The following is a 20,626-nucleotide window of genomic DNA, read 5'->3' on the forward strand; positions in this document are numbered from 1 at the left end:
CTGGATCGCACGATGATCTTCTCCCGCAACGGCTTCGGTGGCGCCGAAGCCGTTGCGAAGGAATGTGTCGAGTACTACGAGGGTGAACCGCTCTCCTACATGACCAGCACCGCGATCGCGGCCTTGCGCGAGCTCGCCGCCATCGCCCCGGTGATCCCCACGACCACCCGCACGATCGAACAGTTCCAGCGCATCACCCTGCCGGGCGCCCCCTGGCGCTACGCGATCACCAGCAACGGCGGCAACATCCTCGTCGACGGCATCCCGGACCCGGCCTGGCGCGTCGCCATCGATGACCAGGTCAACGCCTCCGGCGCTACCCTCGCTGATGTGGGCGCCGAATTACGTTCCCGCATAGACGATTCCTGGGTCACCAAGTACCGCGAGGCCGACGAGCTGTTCTGCTACCTGGTGGTCCGCCCCGACGAGGTCCCCGCCGGTTTCCTCGCCGAATGGGACACCTGGTGCCGCGCCAACGGCTGGTCGGCGTCCCAGCAGGGGCGCAAGATCTACACGATGCCCGACGCCGTCTGCAAGAGTCTCGCCGTCGCCGAGGTCCGTCGCAGGTTGACGGAATCCGGCGAATTATCCGACGGGGCGACGCTGTTCACCGCGGGCGACGGCGCGCTGGACGCCGAGATGCTCACGGTGGCCGACGCCGCGATCCGCCCCCGCCACGGCGAACTGGAAGAACTGAACTTCACCGCCCCCAACCTCACGATCACCACCTCGTCGGGAATCCTGGCGGGCGAGGAAATCCTCGAATGGTTCCACGCGGCGGCAGAGCGCACCACGGTGCCGGCGTAGGCAGCCGAAAACCCGGGCGCCGCAACGGCACCCGGGTTCGACGTGCTCAGTAGTGCTGCTGCTGACCGGCCAGCTGCTGGGCGATCACACCTTGAATGCGCTGGAGCCCACCCACCGTGACGCCGCTCTGGAGCTGCCCCTCGATGGTGCGGACCAGGGCGTTGTCGCTCATGATCTTCTCGGTCGACTGGATCAGCACCGTGCCCGCGCCGGTGAAGTCGAACTGCCGTTCCTCGCCGGAGTTGGCGCCCATCCTGGCCGCGCCCGCCGCGAGGAAACTGCCGATCCAGCCCTGGTCGTAGTGGTGACTGGGCGACGGGCAATCAGCCCAGCCCACCAGGGACTCGGGGTCGACGCGCAGCGGCGGTTCGGCGAACATCACCGGCCCGTTCGACGACGCGAGGAACTTGCCGGTGCCGATCAGCGTGAGGAACCCGGGCACGATCGACTGCTTGAGCGCCAGTCGGGGCTCGAAGGCCAGCAGGTTCGCACCACGGATGGTGAGGTTGCCTTCTTCGAGGTCATAGGAATTGATGTCGTAACCGCGGTCGCCGATGATCAGCTTGCCGTGACCCTGCGCCACCACGTAGTCGCCCGCGAACAGCGGCGCGGAGAACTGGCTGCTCACCATGTGCATCAGGCCGCCCTGCAGCCCGTGCGTGAGCATCTGGAACTCGATCTGCCCGTAGTAGGCGATCATCGCGCCCTTGCGCATGAACCAGGGTCCGGTCAGGTCGATGCAGTAGGCGTAGCTGTTGCCCGGAATGTTGTCGCTGGCACCGAGATTCATCGGCGAGAGGATTTCGCTCATCGGTTCACAACTTCTCTTCGGAGGCCTGCACGTACACCACACCCTGTCCGTGGCAATGCAGTTGCATCGCCTCGCCCGCGCCGCGACCCACCGCGTCGCGCCAGCTCATCGCCGACTTCAGCTCGGTCTGCACGTTGCCGTACGCGGCGACGAACGCCTGCGGGTCGACGACGATCGGATTCGGTCCGCCCACTTGCAGTTCCAGGAAGCCGCCGTGCGCGAGCAGCACCGCCGAACCCTGTCCGCTGAGCTGGGTGGTGAACATGCCCTGCCCGGTCGCGACGCCCGCCGCGGCACCGCGCAGCGCGCCCATCAGACCGCCGCCGCCACCACCGCTACCGCCCGAACTGGCGACCGACACCACGGAAGCCTGCAAACCGGCCGACTGCGCGAGCAGGCGTGAAGCCTCGGCCCGCAACACCGCGCCCGGCTGCATCTGCACCACGTGCACCTCGAGCCCGGCGAATCCGTAATGGACCTCACCGTTGCCCTGCGCCAGCATGGTCCGCTCGTGCTCACCGGCCATCATCTGCCCGGCCATCCGCATCAGACCGCCGCCGCCCATGCCCTGACCGGCGCCGGGAATCTGATGCGGTGCGAACGCGACCTGACCCGTGTAGAACAGCATCGCGCCGGACCGGGCGACGACGCCGCCCGCCTGGCCGACGTTGACTTTGACGACCTTGCTGTTGACCTTCTCGAACATCGCCCGCCCCTACCGTTCCGCCGGCTGGATCAGCACGACACCCTGGCCGTCGAACCGCAGCGAGAACGCCTCGCCCGCATCCTGTCCGACCATCGACCGCCACGAAACGTCGGTGATGAACGACTGGTTGAGATTGCCGCGCGAGGCGACGAACGCGTCGGGATCCACGATCAGCGGAAACTGCGGCGACACCTCGAGGTGGATCAGCGGCCCACCGGCCGACAGCAGCGCCACCTGGCCCTGCCCGCTGACCGTGGTGGTGAACAGCCCGCTGCCCGCCGACATCCCGCCGACCCCGGCGAACCGCACATCGGTGCGCAGATTGCCCGCGAAGGCCAGCAGCTGCTGCGACTCGACCTGGAGCGTCTCGTTGTTCAGGTTCACCACGGTGACGTTCTGGCCGTTCACCGCCAGGAACACGCGCCCGTTGCCGTTGCACTCCATCAGTGACAGTTTCTCGCCGGTGGCGCGGCGCTTGAGGCCGTTGAGTACGCCCTCGCCGCCGCCGAATCCGGCCGATTTGAACTGGACATTGCCTTCGTAGGCCACCATCGAGCCGGAGATCGCGCGGATACTCGTCCCCGCGAGCTGCGCCTCGATCACCTTCTTCGACTGTTCGAACAATTGCGCCATGACAGGTGTGTGCCCGTCCCCTCTACGAAGGCGGTCCTACCGCCCGTTCCGACTGCGACGTCACCCTAACCGATCAGGGGAAAGTACGCCCGGGCCACAGAGCACGGACGCGTGCGGCCGGTTTCTCGTAGAGTGACAAGCACTGCCGTGGAACACCCACCAAACGACAAGCTCCATTTCACGACAAGAAGGGTCGAACTTGTCTGCAACACTCGCCAAGGGCCAGAACGGCCCGCTGGCCGTCAGTGACGTGGTGATCTCGCTCCAGGTCACCGCGCCGGCCGACCTCTCCGCGCTGCTCGTGACCGAGCAGGGCAAGGTCCGCACCGACGCTGATTTCGTCTTCTACAACCAGCCGAGTGGGCCGGGTGTCGATCTGCGCCCCGGACCGGCGGGTCAGCCTGCCTCACTTGCTGTTTCGCTGTCCGCGGTGCCCGCCGACATCGATCAGATCCGCGCGGTGATCACCCTCGACGACGCGACCAGCAATTTCGGCCGCTTCGCGCCGCCCACCGCGCTGGTCTCCGATGCTTCGGGAAACCAGCTGTTCAGCTACCAGATCGACGGCCTGAACGCCGAGTCGATCGTGATCGCGCTCGAGCTGTACCGCCGTCAGGGCAGCTGGAAGGTGCGCGCGGTCGGCCAGGGCTACGCCGGCGGTTTCGCCGCGCTGGTCACCGATCACGGTGTGCAGGTGGATGATTCACCCGCCCAGGCCGCCCCGCAGCAGGCCGCGCCCCCGCCGCCTCCGCCGCAGCAGGCCCCGCCCGCCTACCCGGCGCAGTCCGCGCCCAGCTACCCGCAGCAGGCCGCACCCGCCTACGCCCCGCCCGGCGGTGGCTACCCGCCGCCCCCCGGCCCGGCCCAGCAGCCGCCCGGTGGCGGCTACCCGCCGCCGCCCGGACAGGGTTACCCGCCGCCCGCGCAGGGCGCGCCGCAGCAGCCCGCGGGCGAGATCAGTTTGAGCAAGGATCGCCCGGTCAGCCTGCAGAAGGGCCAGCGGGTCACGCTGCGCAAGGAGGGCGGCGCCGCGCTGACCTTCGTCAAGATGGGCCTCGGCTGGGACCCGGTGCGCACGCGCGGGATGTTCGGCAACCGCACCGTCGACATCGACCTCGACGCTTCGGTCTGCCTGTTCGCCGACCAGAACCTCGTCGACGTGGCCTACTACGGCCAGCTGTCGTCGAAGGACGGTTCGGTGCGCCACCAGGGTGACAACCTCACCGGTGAGGGCGACGGCGACGACGAGATGATCCTCGTCGACCTCACCAGGATCCCGGCGCACATCACCACGCTGCTGTTCATCGTCACCTCGTACAAGGGCCACTCCTTCGAGCAGGTGCAGAACGCGTTCAGCCGCCTGATCGACGGCACCACCAACGGTGAGCTGGCCCGCTACACCCTCGCGGGCGGCATGCCGTTCACCGCGATGGCGATGGCGAAGGTGTACCGCGTCGGCGGCGACTGGAAGATGCAGGCGCTGGGCGAGGGCTTCAACGCCAAGCACCCCGGTGAAGCGGTGCCGCAGCTGGGCCGATTCCTCGGCGGTAATTGAACCAAGACAGGGCAGACACACCGTGATTCACCTGAAGGCGGGGCAGAACACTGCTCTGACTGCTGATTCCGTGCGCTTCACCGCGCAGACCGCAGGCACCGTGGAACTCGGGGCGCTGGTGGTCGGCGAGGATCTGCGGGTTCGCGACGAGCACGATCATGTGTGCGCGTCGCGGCCCGCGGCCCCTGGCGTGAGCTTCGCGGGGACGGCGGTGGATCTGACGCTGTCGCAGATCAGGTCCGACGCGCATGCCGTGCTGCTGTTCATCGCGGGCGGGCACGCGCTCGGACCGGTCACCGCGTCGCTGTACGAAAACGGTAGCCCTGCCGCGGAATTCGTCATCTCGCCGACCGCGGGCGAGCGGGCGCTGATCTGCCTCGAGGTGTACCGGCGCGGTGGTGGGTGGAAGTTGCGGGCGCTCGGTCAGGGTTACGCCGGTGGCTCCCCGCAGCTGCTCACCGCGCACGGCGTCACCGCGCCGGAGCCCGCACCCGCCCAAGCCTGGCAGGCGGCGCCGCTCGCGCCGCCAACTGCTCCCACCGAGACGGTCGCGAGACCCGCACCCACCTCGGGCATTCCACTCGAAGTCGACCACGGACTGCAACGCATGTGGATGATCTTCGAAGACGCCGCCCGCTCCGCCGCCGCCCTGGTCTCGGCGCGCGACTACGCGACCAAGCGCCTGGATCAGGAACTCTCCGAAGCGGTGTCGAACCCGGCGACCCGCAACACTCCCGCGGCCGACGCGGCCCGCGCGCAAGCGCAACGCCGGCACGACGAACTGGTAGCGCTCGCCGACGCCGACCATCGCCGCGACAGCGACCAACTCGGCCTAGAGATCGCCGAAGCCGACGCCGCCATGCCCGCCGCGCTGGCCTCCTGGCTCGCTCCCGCATGGACCACCCGCGCCGCTCGCAGCGACGGCATCCGGCTCGGCGAGCTGTACGCGCTCGACCGCGGTGGCCTGCGGGTGCCGTATTGCGTTCCGGTGCCGCTGAATCGGCCGCTCTGGGTCGATACCGAATCCACCGCCGCGGCCTCGCGCGTGGTGGGCGCCCTGGTGGCCCGGCTGGTCGCCGCGATCCCCGACAAGCCGACCAAGGTCGACCTGATCGACCTCACCGGCGGTCTGCGCACCCTCGCCGCCCCGCTCGCCCCGCTGCTGGCAGGCCCGGTGATCGCCGACCACGGCGACATCTCCGCCCGCCTCGCCGAGCTCGCCCACGCCGCCGAGCTCGCCGACATCGCCTACAACAGCGGACAAGCCGTACCTCCCACCGAACATCGCATCCTCGTCGCCGCCGACTTCCCCCACGGCTACCAGAGCAGCGACGTCGTGCGCCTGGGCCAACTGATGGTCCGCGGCGACCTGATCGGCCTGTCCCTGGTCATCGTCGGCGGCAACGGCGAATTCGGCGACGGCCCGGTCGATCTCCTCGCCCAGTCGTGCCGGCACCTCCCGACAATCCCCGGCACCCCCTTGTTCGACCCCTGGACCGGCAACGCCTGGGAGCTCGACCTCGACATGCTCCCCGCCGAACCCGAACTCCAGGCCCGCTACCTGCGGATGTAGACCGGCACGTCTCGTCACCGCGCCTGCTCGGATCAGTTCAGCACCGATATCGGCCGTGCGCTGATCGTGGCCTGTTTCGGGCGCAGGAATTCCGGGAGCCAGGGGAGTAGCGGGTCGAGGGCTCGGTCGAGGACGCCGCCCGCCGGGTCGTCGACGAAGTCACGGCGGACCACGTCGTTCTGGGGGCGCAGGATCTCGTAGACGATCAGCGCGCACAGGCCGAGCACAGCCAGGTCGCGCAGGACGACGGTGCCGGTGAACCACTGTTCGGGCAGGCCCTTGTTGTCCTCGCCGAGGTAGTAGTACATGCGTGGCGCCCAGACGAGTGCGTCGATCGTCATCCAGGCCAGCAGAATTCGTCGATGCGGCAGCGCCAGGACGGCCAGCGGCACCAGCCAGAGCGAATACTGCGGGCTCCACACCTTGTTCGTCAGCAGGAAGGCCGCGACGACGAGGAAGCACAGCTGGGTCAGGCGCGGCCGCCGCGGCGCGGTGAGCGCCAGGTAGGCGATGCCCGCGCAGGCGGCGACGAAGGCCAGCAGCGAGACCGTGTTCAGGATGGTCGGCGGTTCACCGTGCCCGATCGGCCCGTCGAAGCCGGTCCAGCCGGTGAACGAGGTGATCACGTTGTAGATCGAATCGGGGTCGGCGTGCCGAGTGGTGTTGAGCCGGAAGAACTCTCGCCAACCCTGCGGGTACAGCGCCGCGATCGGCAGATTCACGGCCGCCCACGTGCCCACCGCGGCGAATACCGTGAGGGTGGCCGCGCCCAGTGGCCGCAACGCGAAAAGGTGCGTCCTCGCCGGTGTTTCACGCAACCAGGTACGGGCGGAATCGAGACTGTCGACATCGCGCAACCGCAGCCCGGCCCGCGCGGCGGGCTGACGCTGCATCGGATCCACGCGCAGACACAGCACCACGATCGGCCCGAGTAGCAACAAGGGATACAGCTTCGACGCCCCGCCCAGCCCGAGCAGGATGCCCGCGAGCACCGGCTTACGGCGCGCCCACGCCAACAGCCCGGTGGCCGCGAAAGCGGTGGCGAGCGCATCGAAATTCGTGAACATGTGCACGATCACCAGCGGCGACACCGCGACCAGCGCGGCATCCCATACCCGTCGCCCGGCTAATCGCGACGAGGCCCACACCGTGATCAGCCACCCGACCGAAAGGCCGAGTGCGACAACGTTGAAGTACACCACCACCGACATCGCGCCGGGCAGCGGCAGGTGATCCCAGACATTGCCGATCTGCATCGCCGCGTACTGGTACAGGCCCGAAAGCACCGGATACTCCATGTATCTGGTCTCGGTGCCACCGTCGGGCGTCGATTCGGTCCAGGACTTCTTGTACGGGAACGCGCCCTCGTTGAGCCGTTCGGCGCCGTAGAGCGGCACGGTGTCGGAGTAGCACATGGCCACGTACTGGCGGCCGTTGTTCCAGTCCAGCATCAGACCGCCGTCGCCGTCGCTGGTCTGCTGGATGCAGCCGGCCTTCGCCGACCAGCCCAGCGCCAGGAAGATCACCGTGAAGGCGAACATCACCCGCAGCGGCGTCCAGAACCGCACCCGCCCGATCAGCGCGTGATCGCCGACCGGGCCGCCGACCACGGTGGACAGCTGCGCGGTCAGCGAGTCGTTGCGGCTCGGCCGGTCACGGGCATCGATCGAGCGGAGATCGGGCGCCAGCCGGGCGGGCGCAACATACCCCGCCTCGCGGCCCGGCCGGGTACCACTCGACGCCGGCTGGTCCGCGAGTTGCTGATCGGTCACGACATCCGAGGCTACCGGTGGTTACCGGGATCGGGTCGGCGTGGTTCCCGCGCCGCTGCTCTCGTTGTCGTTGCCGTTGGCTCCGTTGGTCGGTCTGGTCGACCCGCCGTTGCCGTTCCCCGGTGTCGCGGGCGAGCCCTCCGGCCCCGCCGTCGGCTGGCCGGGCAGCGGGCCCGCGCCGGTCTCGGGCGTGGCCTGCGACTGCGGCACCGCGGGCTGCTGCTGCACCCCGGGCACCGGAATCCGGATGCCGGGCAGGATCTCGACCTGCGAGGGCACGATCACCGGCGGCACGATCGCGGGCACGGTGGTCGACGGCGCGGTGTAGGGCGCCGACCACTCCGGCACACCGGCCTGGCCCTTGATCGGGGCGGGCTTGGGGAACGACTCGTTCGGCGTACCCGACAGCGCGCCGTCCATCGTCGCCTTCCAGATGTCGGAAGGCAGACCGGAACCGTAGATGCTGCCGCCGCCGTAGTTCTTGAGCGGGTCGCCCTGCTCGGTACCGACCCACACCGCGGTCGACAGCGACGGGGTGTAGCCGACCATCCAGGCGTCCCGGTTGTTGCCGGTGTCGCCGAGCTGGTGGGTACCGGTCTTGGCGGCGGACTCGCGGCCACCGGCCAGGTTGTGGTTGCGCGAGTAGGCCGCGATCGGCTTCATCGCCGCGGTGACGTTGTCGGCCACGGCCGCGCTCACCCGCTGCTCACCGGCGGGCTCGCCACGATCGAGCAGCACCTCACCCTTGGCGGTGACGACCTTCTGCACGAAGTGCGGTGCGTGGTAGACGCCCGAGGCCGCCAAGGTGGCGTAGGCCGAGGCCATGTCGAGCGGGCGCGACTGGTACTGGCCGAGCACGATGCCGTTGTTGGGGCCGACGCCACCGGGCTCGGTCAGCGTTTCGCCGACGCCGGGCAGTTCCTTGGCGATACCGAGCTTGTGGCCCATGTCGGCGATCTTCTGCGGACCGTTCTGCATGTCCAGCTGCATGCGGTAGAAGCTGGTGTTCAGCGAACGCTTGAGCGCCTCGGCGATGGTGCACATGCCGCAGCCCTCACCCTCGACGTTGCCGATCTGGATGCCGTTGACGGTGATCGGCGAGCTGTCGTAGAGCTGCGAAAGCGGAACGCCCTGTTCGAGATTCGCGGCCAGACCGATCGCCTTGAACGAGGAGCCCGTCGGCAGACCGGCATTGGCGAAGTCGTAGCCCTGGCCGTCGCTGCCGCCGTAGTAGGCGCGCACCGCACCGGTGCGCGGGTCGACGGAGACCACCGCGGTGCGCAGGTTCTCCGGCTCACCCTCCAGCTTGCCCTGCGCTGCCTTGATCGCGGCGTCCTGCGCCTTCTGATCGATCGTGGTGGTGATCTGCAGACCCTCGGTGTTCAGCTGCTGCTCGCTGATGCCCGCGGTCGAGAGCTCCTGGAGCACCTGGTTCTTCACCAGACCGGACGGGCCCTCGTCGTTGTTCTTGTCGCCGAGCGAAGCCAGTGACACCACCTGGGGGTACTGCATCCCCTGACGTTCCGTCGCGGGCAGGTTGTTCTCCGCGACCATGCCGTCGAGCACGTAGCTCCAGCGAGTCTTGGCGCCCTCGGGGTTCTTCTCCGGATCCAGCATCGAGGGCAGCTGGATGGTCGCGGCCAGGACAGCGCCCTCGGCCACGGTCAGCTCCTGCACCGGCTTGCCGAAGTAGGCCTTGGCCGCGGCGTCGATGCCGTAGGCGCCACGACCGAAGTAGATCGTGTTCAGGTAGGCGGCGAGGATGTCTTCCTTGCTCCACTGCCGCGCCATCTTGGCCGAGATCACCAGCTCGTGCATCTTGCGCGTCATCGACCGCTCGTCACCGACCAGCGCGTTCTTCACGTACTGCTGGGTGATCGTGGAACCACCACCGGCGCTTTCCTTGCCGAGGATGTTGTCGCGGGCGGCGCGGGCGAAGCCCGAGACCGAGAAGCCGGGGTTGGTGTAGAAGTCGCGGTCCTCGGCGGCGATCACAGCGTTGCGCACGTGCGGCGGGATCTGATCGATCGAGACCTCGGTGCGGTTGCCCTGCGGCGGAACCACCTTGCTGATCTCGGTGGTGCCGTCGCTGGCGAAGATCGTCGCCACCTGGTTGGTCTCGAGGTCGCCCGGCTTGGGCACCGACACCGCCGTGTAGGCGACCAGGAACACCGCGCTCGGCACGACGATGGCCAGGGCCATCAGGACATAGAGTGTCCGGCGCACGATCCGCCACGGCGATTTCTTCACCGCACCATCACTACCCGAGCCGTCGTCGCCCCCGCCACCGTCGCGGCGGTTGCGCGGACCGGTCGGCGGCGGGGTGCCGCCCACGCCTGCGGCGCGACGTTCACCGGTGGTGGGGCCACCCGGCACGGTGGCGCGACGTTCACCGGAAGTGGGCCCACCGGGGCGCCGGCCCGCGCCGGCCCGTGCGGCCGCGGCGGCACCGCCCGCGCGAGCCGTCCTGGCTACGTCGTCGTTCGCGCCGCGCACGGTCCGCCCCGGCTGGTTCGCCCGCACGGTCGACTCGTCGGGGCTGCCGGGACGCGGCAACTTCTGTGTGGCGCCCGCCGCGGGCGGCACGGCACGACCCGGCTGCGGGGGCCTGCCCTGCGGCGGCCTGCCCTGACCGGGCACACCTTGCGGAGGCGGTCCACCCTGCGGACCACCGGGACGCTGAGGCGGCTGACCCGGCCTGCGCGGCGGCATCCCACCGGGCGGCGGCCCCTGCTGACGATTCGGCGGCGGTCCCTGCGGACCGCGTCCACCAGGCACCGGACCACCCTGCGGGCGCCCGCCCTGCGCGGGAGCGCCGGGCGCACCCTGCGGGCGCGGACCGGCGGGCGGCACGGGCCGGCGCGGCGGGGGACCACCGGGCCGATCACCCGACTGCGGGGGGAGACCTGATTGCGCACCCCGAGCCGGACGGCCGCCGCGCGGATCATCGCCGTGGGGGGAGGACTCGTAGGGCGAACTCACTGACCAGATCTCCATAACTTGTAAGGTTCGGGCACACGACATCCGCGCCGGAGTACCGGCGCGGAGAGGGTGCACCCCGAACAGTGGCGCATCACGCGGTGGCCACCATCACTTGTTCGGGCCGCCCGTCACTGCGCAGCCGCGTCGCTCCACACGCCATCATTCGGCAGCAGAGCGCCGGGCTCGCGAACTCGTCCGTCGCCGGGCGGGGGCGGGCGCCGTGCCGAGCACGTACGACTGCACCAGGTGGTTCCAGCTGCACGAGCGACATACCTCGACGACATGCACCGAGAATTCTTCGTTCGACTCGGCCATCCGAATCAGTTCCTCGGGCGTTCGCGCCGACCCGGCCGCTTGGCCGAGCCCATCGCCGAACACCCACGAAACCAACGTCAGCTGCTCTTTCCGGCAGATCGGGCAGGTCGCCTCACTGCCCCGGCCGTGAAACTTCGCGGCCCGGAGCAGATACGGATTCGCGTCGCACACCTCGGCGACGCCGACCCGCCCCGCGTAGACATCGGCCAGCAGGGACCGGCGCCGGAGCGCATAGTCCACCACCTGCCGCTGAATTCGCACGATCACCAGAGTAGCGGGGTTCGGATACGCGTGCCCACGGCATCGTTTGATCCGATCTCCCGGACTAAACTCCCGATACCGGGGTTCATCCGGGTGTTTTCGCAGGTGAGGTGACCCACGGCCATGGCTGAATCCGGGCAGCGACGGGCAGCCGTCGATTCGGTGCTGCGCGCACGTGACATCGATCGCGCACAGGCGTCGACCGTGCTTGACGCGGCCTACGCCGAGGGACAACTCGGCGCGCAGGAGTACCACGATCGCGTGTTGTCAGCGAACGGCGCGCGCACGGTCGGTGAGCTCGCTCGCTTGGTCGCGGACCTGCAATCACCTGCGGTTTTCGGCGAGGATTCCGCTGTCGAACGTCCCCGTCGGCGCGCCCCCGATCGGTATCCCGCCCGCACGAGGGCGAGATCGGCAGACCGCGCGTCGACGGTCGCCGCACTCGACACAGCCCATGCCGACGGCCAACTCGACGCCGACGAACACGCCGCAATGGTCGAATTGGCCGCAGAAGCACGAACACTGGGCGATTTGTCCACCTTGGTGGCCGACCTGCAACAGCGACCGGCCGCGCCGAACAAGCCGCGCGTCCGCCGCGACCGCACTCGGTTGGTGGTCATCGCACTGGCAACGGTCACCGCCGTCGCCGGATTCGTGTGGACGGTCCGCGACGACAAGCCCGAGCCCGCGGCGGCCGTGGCCGCGACAGTCGACTACGACGCGGCATCACCGCTGGTGATTCCGACGCCGATGCTCAACACTCTCGCCGGATTCGTGCAGTTCCGTGACGACTACCGCGTCAGCTTCGGCGACACCCTTGTCGACGAGGCGGTCATGCACGACGAACACGCCTCCGCCGTGCGGCGCGCACCCGGCAACGGGAACTCCACCGTCGACTACACCTATCGCGGCGGCTTCGCCCGAACGAGTTCGCAGGTCAGCAGCCGCAAGCGCGACGCCGTCACCATCGATTTGGCACAGGTGAACGCCGAGGCGCTCGGTGTGGCACTCGCGAAGGCCGCGGCCACCGTGCGGGTACCGAACGGCGCGGTCACTCATTTCCGGATAGCGAATGACAGCTGGGCGGGAGGGCCGGGGATCACCATCTTCGTCCGGAACGAGGTCGCCCAATCAGGCCATTTCGTCCTCACGCTGTCGGGCGACGTGCTGAAGACCTACCCGTACGAAGGATGACCCAGCGATGAAGCCTCCGTCTCCGGCGCGCAACCTGCGCGCCCGCGACACCGACCGCGCCGACGTGTGCTCGGTGCTCGATGCCGCCCTCGCCGACGGCCAGCTCACTGCTGCCGAGCACGAAACCCGCACCGCGACCGCCATGCACGCCGAGAACTTCGGCGCTCTCGACCGTCTGGTCGACGATCTACAGGTCCCGGCTGACCTCGCCGCGACTCCGGTGGCACGTGGCGTTCCCCGCGCACCCCGGCGCTGGTGGGTTCCGGTCGGCGCGATCGTGCTCGCCGGACTGCTCGGCGCGGGGGTCGGCCTGCTCGGTCGCACCGTCGGCGACGCCGTCCTCGGCGCTCCGCTACCCGACCTCACCACCGGCAACGGGCTCGCCCATTTCGTCGCGGACTATCGCGCCGAATACGGCACCACCCTCGCCGACGAGCTGACCGTGTATCCGGAATACGCCCTGGTCGAACGAGATTTCGGAAAACCTGGCAAGCAAGACGAGTTGCAGTACCGCGGCGACTTCGAAAAGTGGGGTTCACAGGGCTCCCGTCCCCCCGACACTCGCTCGTTCGACCTCGCCGACATCGACCTGGCCCGCTATGCCCGCCTCATGTCCGGCGCCTCCCAGACGACCCGCGTCCCCAATGGCTGGGTCTCGCACGTTCTGGTCAGGTTCCCGCCCGGTGGCGGCAAAGACGCCGAGCTGGAAATCAGCATCTACGTCAAGAACGAGGCCGAGCAGAGCGGATACCTGAAAATCCGGCCCAACGGCGAACCGCTCGCGGTGTACCCCGCCGAGCGCTAATCGCTCCATCTCCATGACCTGCGTCGATGACGCATGCGTCACATTCGACTGTGCGTAGATGTATCGCTCCGATATAGTTGGAACTCGCATCCACGGTTAGGTCTGTTCGGCCTTTCAGGTCGTCATAGTCAGGGAGTGAGGTCGGCAGTGCTCGAATTGGCGATTCTCGGCCTGCTCCTCGACGCGCCCATGCACGGTTACGAGCTGCGCAAGCGGTTGACGGGCCTGCTCGGAGCGTTCCGGGCCTTCTCCTACGGTTCGCTCTACCCGACGCTGCGCAGAATGCAGGCCGACGGGTTGATCGCCGAGGAGCTTCCGGACGGCGCGCTCGCGCGCCGTGCGCGCCGCGTCTACCGGCTCACGCCGGTCGGCCGGGAACGGTTCTCCGAACTCCTTGCCGACACCGGTCCGCAGAACTACACCGATGACGGCTTCGGCGTTCACCTTGCCTTCTTCAGCCGCACTCCCGCCGAGGCGAGAATGCGGATTCTGGAGGGCAGACGTCGTCAGGTCGAGGAGCGCCGAGAGGGTCTGCGGGAAGCGATCAAGAAGGCCAGCGGGTCACTGGATCGCTACACCAAGCAGCTCCACCAGCTCGGATTGGAATCAAGCGAGCGCGAAGTGCGCTGGCTCAACGAGTTGATTGCGGCGGAGCAATCGACGAAGGCGGCACCACAGAAAGAGGGAAAGAGCGGCCATGAGTGATGTCAACAAGGTTGGATCCGGCGAAGTTCGCGTCGCGATCGTCGGTGTGGGCAACTGCGCATCGTCGCTGGTGCAGGGCGTGCAGTACTACAAGGATGCCGACGAGAACCAGGTCGTTCCCGGCCTCATGCACGTCAAGTTCGGCACCTACCACGTCCGTGACGTGAAGTTCGTGGCCGCGTTCGATGTCGACGCCAAGAAGGTCGGCTTCGACCTGGCCGAGGCCATCTTCGCCAGCGAGAACAACACCATCAAGATCTCCGATGTGCCGCCGACCGACGTGACGGTCCTGCGTGGCCCGACCCTCGACGGCATCGGCAAGTACTACGCCGAGACCATCGAGCAGTCCGAGGCTCCGGCCGTGGACGTCGTCAAGGCACTGAAGGACGCCAAGGTCGACGTGCTGGTCTCCTACCTCCCGGTGGGTTCGGAAGAGGCCGACAAGTTCTACGCGCAGTGTGCGATCGACGCGAATGTCGCTTTCGTCAACGCGCTGCCGGTCTTCATCGCCTCCGACCCGGTCTGGGCGCAGAAGTTCGTCGACGCCGGTGTCCCGATCGTCGGCGACGACATCAAGTCGCAGGTCGGCGCGACCATCACCCACCGCGTGATGGCCAAGCTGTTCGAAGACCGCGGCGTGGTGCTCGATCGCACCTACCAGCTCAATGTCGGCGGCAACATGGACTTCAAGAACATGCTCGAGCGTGAGCGTCTGGAGTCGAAGAAGGTCTCCAAGACCCAGGCCGTCACCTCGAACCTCACCGGGGCGCTCGCGGGCAAGGTCCACGACCGCAACGTCCACATCGGTCCCTCGGACTACGTGGAGTGGCTCGACGACCGCAAGTGGGCCTACGTCCGCCTCGAGGGTCGTGCGTTCGGCGATGCCCCGCTGAACCTGGAGTACAAGCTCGAGGTGTGGGACTCGCCGAACTCGGCGGGCATCATCATCGACGCTGTCCGCGCGGCGAAGATCGCCAAGGACCGCGGCATCGGCGGACCCGTCATCCCGGCTTCGGCCTACCTGATGAAGTCCCCGCCGGTGCAGATCGCCGACGATGTGGCGCGCACTCAGCTCGAGGCGTTCATCATCGGTGCCGATTAGTCACTGAACGAAAAGAGCCGGTGCGCACGAACTTTCGTGCACACCGGCTCTTGCCGTCTTCAGTCCAGGGAGACGTACACCTCGACCGAGGTCGGACCGGTGTAGCGCTCCAGCTCGGCCGTGTGCGAGCGGGTGATGGTGCCGGCGTTCTCGGCCTTGATCACCTGCGCCCACGCGGTGCGCAGCAGATCGTAGGGCTTGTCCGAGACCACGAACTTGGCGTAGCGACCCGCGGGGATGCGGGTGAGCACGTCGCCTTCGTCGATGTCGTCCAAGCCGGCGACCTCGTAGCCGAGCACGGCCACCGCATGATCGTTCTGACCGATGTAGGCGGCCGCGCGGGGCACCGTCTTCTCCCGCGACAGGTACCGATCCCAGGTGAAGTTCACCAGGTCGAGATCACGCGCGGTCACCTCACGCCCGGCCAACGGCACGGTGAGACCCGCGATCAAACCGTCGTCGAGGGTGACGATTTCGAAATCCACGGCCATCAGCTGTCCTTCTCCTCGGTCAGCGAAACGAAGATCTCGACCGTGCGTTCGTCGGGATACTGCTCGCAATCGCCGGTGTAGGCACGCACGAATTCACCCGCGGCCTCCGCGTCCCATACCTGGCGCCAGAGCCCGACGATGGTGTCGCCGAGGTTGTCGCCGCTGGCCACGAATCGCGCGTAGCGGCCCGCCGGAATCCGGCCGAGCACGTCGCCTACCTCCAGGTCGGCGAGAGTCTTGCACTCGTAGCCGACGATGTGGGTGAGGTAGGAGTTGATCTCCGGCGCGAAATCGACATAGCCCGTCGCGACCGGCCCCGGTAACGTCCTCGCCCGCAGGTTCGCCCACGCCTCGACCACTTTGGCGCGGCGCGGCCCCTCCACGGCGAGCGCCGGACTGCGAAGCACCGTGCCCGCGATCAGCGTCTCGGGACGGTCAACGACATTGAAATCCACCTGCGTAGCCCCTATGTCTAGTGTCGTCGCATGTCGGTACCGACCGCACATCCTCCCGTATCGGTCCGACAGGTTCCGCGCCGGGATCATTCGACCCCTGGTCGGGCGGTTCGCGCTCTGGGCAACGATGTTGCCATGTCCTCAGGGTAGTCGGGTCCGGCTGCGCCAACTCGTGATCTATCGCGGCCCTTCACCACCGAGCCCGGGGAACAGTTCACCGGGGGCAGCAGGCGTCGGTGCGGGCGGGATGATGATCAGCGGCGGCGGCGCGGGGCGCGGTGAGTTCGTCGGCGGACCGAAGATGTCGAAGCCGCCGCCCGGTGTCGGCGCCGGTCCGGTGCCCGGCGAGGGCACCAGCGGCGGGTTCGGCACCGGCTGCACTTCGAACTGTTCGACCGGCGTTCCGGCCAGCGCGGCGTCCATCGACTGCTTCCAGATGTCGGCGGGCAGCCCTGAACCCCAGATGGCCCCACCGCGACCGTTGCGCAGCGGTTGTGGGTTCTCGGTGCCCACCCAGACCGCGGTGGACAGTGAGGGCGTGTACCCCACCATCCACGCGTCCTTGTTGTCCTTGGTCTCGCCGAGCTGGGTGGTTCCGGTCTTGCTCGCCGACTGCCTGCCGTCGGCGAGGCCGTGGCCGTTGGAGTAGTTGGCGATCGGCAGCATCGCGGCGGTGGTGGCATCGGCGATCGCCGCGGTGATCCGCTGTTCGGGCTCTGAATGTCTCTTGCCTGTCGCGGTTTCCCAGCTGCGGTCGAGCAGCACCCGCCCGTCCCCGGTGCTCACCTTCTGCACGAAGTACGGCTGGTGATAGACCCCCGAGGCAGCCAGCGTCGCGTACGCCGACGCCATGTCGATGGGGCGCACCAGGTACTGGCCGAGCACGATCCCGTTGAGCGGGTAACCGTCCGGCTCCGACAGGCTCACGCCCTCGACGCCGGGAATGTACTCGGGAATGCCCGCCAGGTGCGCGGCCTCGGCGATCGAGCGCGGGCCGTCGGCCATCGTCATGGTGAGCCGGTAGAAGCTGGTGTTCAGCGAGCGTTTGAGCGCCTCGGCGAGCGAGCAGCGTCCGCACGAGTCGCCCTCGACGTTGGTGATCTCGGTACCGCGGTCGGTGATGGGCGAGCTGTCCATCGCCCGTGTCACCGGGATGCCTTGCCGCTGGGCGGCGACGAGCGCGAAAACCTTGAACGCGGAACCGGTTTGGAGCGGCGCCTGCGCGAAATCGAACCCGGTCCCGTCCTCGCCGCCGTAATAGGCCCGCACCGCCCCGCTGCGCGGATCGATCGACACCACGGCCGAGCGCAGCTCCGCTGGTTGCCACGACAGCCGCTCACGCACCGAATCGACCGCGCCTGCCTGCGCCGCGGCGTCGATGGTGGTGGTGATCTGCAGTGCGCCCGTGTTGATGTCGGCGTCGTCGAGGCCGGCGGCCCGCAGTTCGCGCAGCACCTGGGTGCGGATATGGCCCTCCGGTCCGAGCGCAGCCGACTCCGTCGGCACGTCGTCGAGCGGGATGATCGGCGGGAACACCGTCGCGTCCCGGTCGCCGGGCGCGAGCACTTTCATCTCGACCATCCCGTCGAGCACGTACTGCCAGCGCGCCCGCAGCTGATCGAGATGGTTCTCCGGGTCCAGCACCGAGGGCGAGCGGATCACCGCCGCCAAGACGGCCCCCTCCGCGAGAGTCAGCTCCGGCACCGGCTTGTCGAAGTAGGCCTTCGCCGCGGACGCGATCCCGTACGCCCCGCGCCCGAAGTAGATGGTGTTGAGGTAGGCGGACAGGATCTCGTCCTTGCTCCACTGCCGCGCCATCTTGGCCGCGATGATCAACTCCCGCATCTTGCGGGTGACGGTGCGCTCGGAGCTGAGGAAGGCGTTCTTCACGTACTGCTGGGTGATCGTCGAGCCGCCACCCGCGTTGTCCTGACCCGTCACATTGTCGCGAGCGGCGCGCAGGAAGCCGCTCGTCGAGTAACCGGCGTTCGTGTAGAAGGTGCGGTCTTCGGCCGCCAGCACGGCGTCCCGCACCGGGAACGGCACATCGGTGAGCGGGATGGGAATCCGATTACCCTGTGGCGGAATGAATTTGGTCAGCACGGTGGTGCCGTCGGCGGCGAGGACGGTCGCGGGCTGTTCGACCGCGACCTCGGCTGGTTCGGGGATCTCCGAACTCCAGTACACCGCGACGAACAGCAGCGCGGGCACACACACGAAGATCACGAAGAGCGCGAGCAGCAACCGCCGGATGCGCTGACCCCTGGTGCGTGGCTTGCGTTCCGGGGGTGGGTCGCCGGACCCGTCGGTGGCGGCCAGCCGTGCGGCCTGTGCCCGTCGCGCCGCGCCCTTGGCCGGCTTCTGCTCTTTCGCCAGCGGATCGCGGAACCCGGCAATCGAGGTATACGGAACGTCCCCATCGGAACGCCCGCGCCCGCGCTGGGAGGCCACACCATCTCCTTTCGGAGCGAGCAGAAGAACTCACCTGCACCGACGTCGATATCGGTGCAGGCGACTCTACCCGGCGATGGCGGCAGAACCCGGCAGGTCAGCTCTTGACGCCGCCCGCGGTGAGACCGGAGATGATGCGACGCTGGAAAATCAGCACCATGATCACCAGCGGCACGGTGACGATCACGCCCGCCGCCATGATGGCCGCATACGGCTGTACCAGCGGGTCGTTGCCCGAGAAGCTCGCGATGGCGACCGTCACCGGCTTGGTGTCGTCGCCCGAGAGCAACCGGGCCAGCAGGTACTCGTTGATCGAGGCGATGAACGCCAGGATCGCGGTGGTGAACACCGCGGGCGCGGCCAGCGGCAGCATGATCAACCGGAAGGCCTGGAACTTGCTCGCGCCGTCGATGCGCGCGGCCTCTTCGAGCTCCCACGGCAGTTCGGCGAAGAACGAGGCCAGGATGTAGACCGTCATCGGCAGCACGAAGGAGATGTTCGGGATGATCATCGCCTGGTACTGGCCGATCCAGCCGATATCGGTGAACAGCTGGAACAGCGGCGTCACCAAGACGACGGCCGGGAACATCGACGCCGACAGGATCAGTCCCGAGACCAGGTACTTGCCCGCGAAGGTCATCCGGGCCAGCGCGTAGGCCGCGAGCACACCGAGGATCAGCGCCACGGCGGTGGTCGCCGATCCGATGATCACACTGTTGAGCAGTGCCTTGCCGAAGTTGTTGCCGCGGCTGGTGTCGAAGGCGTTGCGGAAGTTCTCCAGCGTCACGTGAGTGGGCCACGGGGTGCTGTCGAAGGTGTGGGCCGGGTCGCGGAACGCCACCACGGCCATCCAGTAGAACGGGCCGAGGCCCCACACCAGCACGATGGCGACACCGAGATAGAGCCGCACCGTGCCGAGTCGCTTGCGCCACGACACCGGCTGCACCGGCAGCGTCTTCGCCTCCGCGACAGGTTCTTTCGTCATCGACATGCTCATCAGTTCGCCTTCCGCTGGTCTTCCTGAGTGCGAACAGCGTTGGCGCCCAGCACCTTCACCAGGATGAACGCGATCGCGAAGACGAGCAGGAAGGTGATCACCGACAGTGCCGCGGCGCTGTTGGGGCCTTGGCGTACCTGCTCGACCACCAGGATCGACAGCGTGTTCGTCGACGGGTTGCCCAGCGTCATGATCGCGGGCAGGTCGTAGATGCGCAGCGTGTCCATGGTGCGGAACAGGACCGCGACCAGCAGTGCGGGCTTGAGCAGCGGCAGTGTGATGTGGACGAACCGCTGCCAGGCAGTCGCGCCGTCGACTTTGGCCGCCTCGTACACGTCGGCCGGAATCACTTGCAGCCCAGCCAGAATCAGCAAGGCCATGAACGGCGTCGTCTTCCACACATCGGCCGCGACCACCGCGAACCGCGACGCCCACATGTCCGAGGTCCACAGGATGTGCGTGCCGAGCACCCGGTTCACCACGCCGTCGTACTGGAACATGAACTCCCACAGTCGCGCTGTGACCGCGGTGGGAATCGCCCACGGAATCAGCACGGCGGCGCGCAACAGCGCCCGGCCGCGGAAGGTCTTGCCCATCACCATGGCCATGCCGAGCCCGAGCAGGGCTTCGATCGACACCATCACCACGGTGAAGAACAGGGTGATCCCGACCGCCGACCAGAACTGCGAGCCGAGCGTGCCGGTGGGGCACGACACCGTGCCGTTCAGCGACCCACACTGCTGCAGCAGCCAATGCGTGTAGTTGCTGAATCCGGCGCTGCCGCCCTCGACGAACATCCCGGTGGCCGGGTCGATGCCGGAGTCCTTCGAGAAGGACATCCAGATCGCCTCGACCACCGGATATCCGATGACCACGGCCAGCGCGACAAGCACGGGCGCGACGAACAGCCACGCCTTGCCGGATTGTCGCAGTTGCAGCGCTAGCCCGCGCTGCTTGGCTCCCGAAGGATCCGACACCGTTACTACTCTCCTACGGTCTGGTCGGGTCCGC

The 20,626-nt window shown here is 68.1% G+C and carries 18 protein-coding genes; 7 read left to right on the forward strand and 11 right to left on the reverse strand.

Annotated features, from left to right (window positions below; genetic code table 11):
- Nucleotides 1-12 precede the first annotated feature (12 nt).
- Nucleotides 13-807 carry an HAD family hydrolase gene (locus ACWF99_RS20295; RefSeq protein WP_378635261.1) on the forward strand — a complete coding sequence of 265 codons (795 nt, stop codon included), beginning with the start codon at nucleotides 13-15 and terminating at the stop codon, nucleotides 805-807.
- A 46-nt stretch (nucleotides 808-853) separates the two neighbouring features.
- Here ACWF99_RS20295 and ACWF99_RS20300 read toward each other — a convergent pair whose 3' ends face one another.
- The 3 genes from ACWF99_RS20300 to ACWF99_RS20310 are packed head-to-tail and all read right to left on the reverse strand — an operon-like array spanning nucleotide 854 to nucleotide 2,957.
- Nucleotides 854-1,618: an AIM24 family protein gene (locus tag ACWF99_RS20300; protein ID WP_452537098.1), complete on the reverse strand. Its 765-nt coding sequence runs from the start codon at nucleotides 1,616-1,618 to the stop codon at nucleotides 854-856.
- 4 nt (nucleotides 1,619-1,622) lie between these two features.
- Complete coding sequence (locus tag ACWF99_RS20305; protein ID WP_378634877.1) at nucleotides 1,623-2,324, reverse strand: AIM24 family protein; 702 nt, start codon at nucleotides 2,322-2,324, stop codon at nucleotides 1,623-1,625.
- Between the two features lie 9 nt (nucleotides 2,325-2,333).
- Nucleotides 2,334-2,957 (reverse strand): AIM24 family protein, encoded by a 624-nt coding sequence (locus ACWF99_RS20310; RefSeq protein ID WP_378634879.1) that lies wholly within the window; start codon nucleotides 2,955-2,957, stop codon nucleotides 2,334-2,336.
- 199 nt (nucleotides 2,958-3,156) lie between these two features.
- Between ACWF99_RS20310 and ACWF99_RS20315 the strand changes: the two genes are divergently transcribed.
- Nucleotides 3,157-4,512 (forward strand): TerD family protein, encoded by a 1,356-nt coding sequence (locus ACWF99_RS20315; protein ID WP_379222435.1) that lies wholly within the window; start codon nucleotides 3,157-3,159, stop codon nucleotides 4,510-4,512.
- Nucleotides 4,513-4,534: 22 nt separating this feature from the next.
- Nucleotides 4,535-6,085 carry a TerD family protein gene (locus tag ACWF99_RS20320; RefSeq protein ID WP_452537099.1) on the forward strand — a complete coding sequence of 517 codons (1,551 nt, stop codon included), beginning with the start codon at nucleotides 4,535-4,537 and terminating at the stop codon, nucleotides 6,083-6,085.
- Between the two features lie 32 nt (nucleotides 6,086-6,117).
- On the opposite strand, the gene ACWF99_RS20325 is transcribed toward ACWF99_RS20320, so the two are convergent.
- From ACWF99_RS20325 to ACWF99_RS20335, 3 genes are all read right to left on the reverse strand, one after another.
- Complete coding sequence (locus ACWF99_RS20325; protein WP_452537100.1) at nucleotides 6,118-7,857, reverse strand: glycosyltransferase family 87 protein; 1,740 nt, start codon at nucleotides 7,855-7,857, stop codon at nucleotides 6,118-6,120.
- Nucleotides 7,858-7,878: 21 nt separating this feature from the next.
- Nucleotides 7,879-10,059 (reverse strand): transglycosylase domain-containing protein, encoded by a 2,181-nt coding sequence (locus ACWF99_RS20330; protein WP_452537172.1) that lies wholly within the window; start codon nucleotides 10,057-10,059, stop codon nucleotides 7,879-7,881.
- Nucleotides 10,060-10,998: 939 nt separating this feature from the next.
- Nucleotides 10,999-11,415 carry a DUF5318 domain-containing protein gene (locus ACWF99_RS20335; RefSeq protein WP_170112103.1) on the reverse strand — a complete coding sequence of 139 codons (417 nt, stop codon included), beginning with the start codon at nucleotides 11,413-11,415 and terminating at the stop codon, nucleotides 10,999-11,001.
- Nucleotides 11,416-11,538: 123 nt separating this feature from the next.
- Between ACWF99_RS20335 and ACWF99_RS20340 the strand changes: the two genes are divergently transcribed.
- From ACWF99_RS20340 to ACWF99_RS20355, 4 genes are all read left to right on the forward strand, one after another.
- Nucleotides 11,539-12,609, forward strand: coding sequence for a DUF1707 SHOCT-like domain-containing protein (locus tag ACWF99_RS20340; protein WP_378634890.1), 1,071 nt, complete (start codon nucleotides 11,539-11,541; stop codon nucleotides 12,607-12,609).
- 7 nt (nucleotides 12,610-12,616) lie between these two features.
- Nucleotides 12,617-13,414: a DUF1707 SHOCT-like domain-containing protein gene (locus ACWF99_RS20345; protein ID WP_452537101.1), complete on the forward strand. Its 798-nt coding sequence runs from the start codon at nucleotides 12,617-12,619 to the stop codon at nucleotides 13,412-13,414.
- A 147-nt stretch (nucleotides 13,415-13,561) separates the two neighbouring features.
- A complete protein-coding gene (locus ACWF99_RS20350) occupies nucleotides 13,562-14,119 on the forward strand; it encodes a PadR family transcriptional regulator (RefSeq protein ID WP_056823890.1) in 558 nt (185 codons plus the stop codon).
- Nucleotides 14,112-15,221 carry an inositol-3-phosphate synthase gene (locus ACWF99_RS20355; RefSeq protein ID WP_358066934.1) on the forward strand — a complete coding sequence of 370 codons (1,110 nt, stop codon included), beginning with the start codon at nucleotides 14,112-14,114 and terminating at the stop codon, nucleotides 15,219-15,221. The genes ACWF99_RS20350 and ACWF99_RS20355 overlap by 8 nt, the downstream gene beginning before the upstream one ends.
- A gap of 59 nt (nucleotides 15,222-15,280) precedes the next feature.
- On the opposite strand, the gene ACWF99_RS20360 is transcribed toward ACWF99_RS20355, so the two are convergent.
- The 5 genes from ACWF99_RS20360 to ACWF99_RS20380 all read right to left on the reverse strand — a co-directional run bounded on the left by ACWF99_RS20360 (nucleotide 15,281) and on the right by ACWF99_RS20380 (nucleotide 20,592).
- On the reverse strand, nucleotides 15,281-15,712 hold the full coding sequence (locus ACWF99_RS20360) for a GyrI-like domain-containing protein (RefSeq protein ID WP_378634896.1): 432 nt from the start codon (nucleotides 15,710-15,712) through the stop codon (nucleotides 15,281-15,283).
- Nucleotides 15,712-16,167, reverse strand: a complete 456-nt coding sequence (locus tag ACWF99_RS20365) for a GyrI-like domain-containing protein (protein ID WP_358066940.1) — start codon at nucleotides 16,165-16,167, stop codon at nucleotides 15,712-15,714. The genes ACWF99_RS20360 and ACWF99_RS20365 overlap by 1 nt, the downstream gene beginning before the upstream one ends.
- Nucleotides 16,168-16,344: 177 nt before the next feature.
- Nucleotides 16,345-18,618, reverse strand: coding sequence for a transglycosylase domain-containing protein (locus ACWF99_RS20370; RefSeq protein ID WP_378634900.1), 2,274 nt, complete (start codon nucleotides 18,616-18,618; stop codon nucleotides 16,345-16,347).
- Nucleotides 18,619-18,715: 97 nt separating this feature from the next.
- Entirely contained in the window at nucleotides 18,716-19,603 is an 888-nt protein-coding gene (locus tag ACWF99_RS20375) for a carbohydrate ABC transporter permease (RefSeq protein ID WP_378634901.1), read from the reverse strand.
- A gap of 11 nt (nucleotides 19,604-19,614) precedes the next feature.
- Entirely contained in the window at nucleotides 19,615-20,592 is a 978-nt protein-coding gene (locus tag ACWF99_RS20380) for a carbohydrate ABC transporter permease (protein ID WP_378634904.1), read from the reverse strand.
- Nucleotides 20,593-20,626: the final 34 nt, after the last annotated feature.

Source organism: Nocardia sp. NPDC055002 (assembly GCF_053608825.1).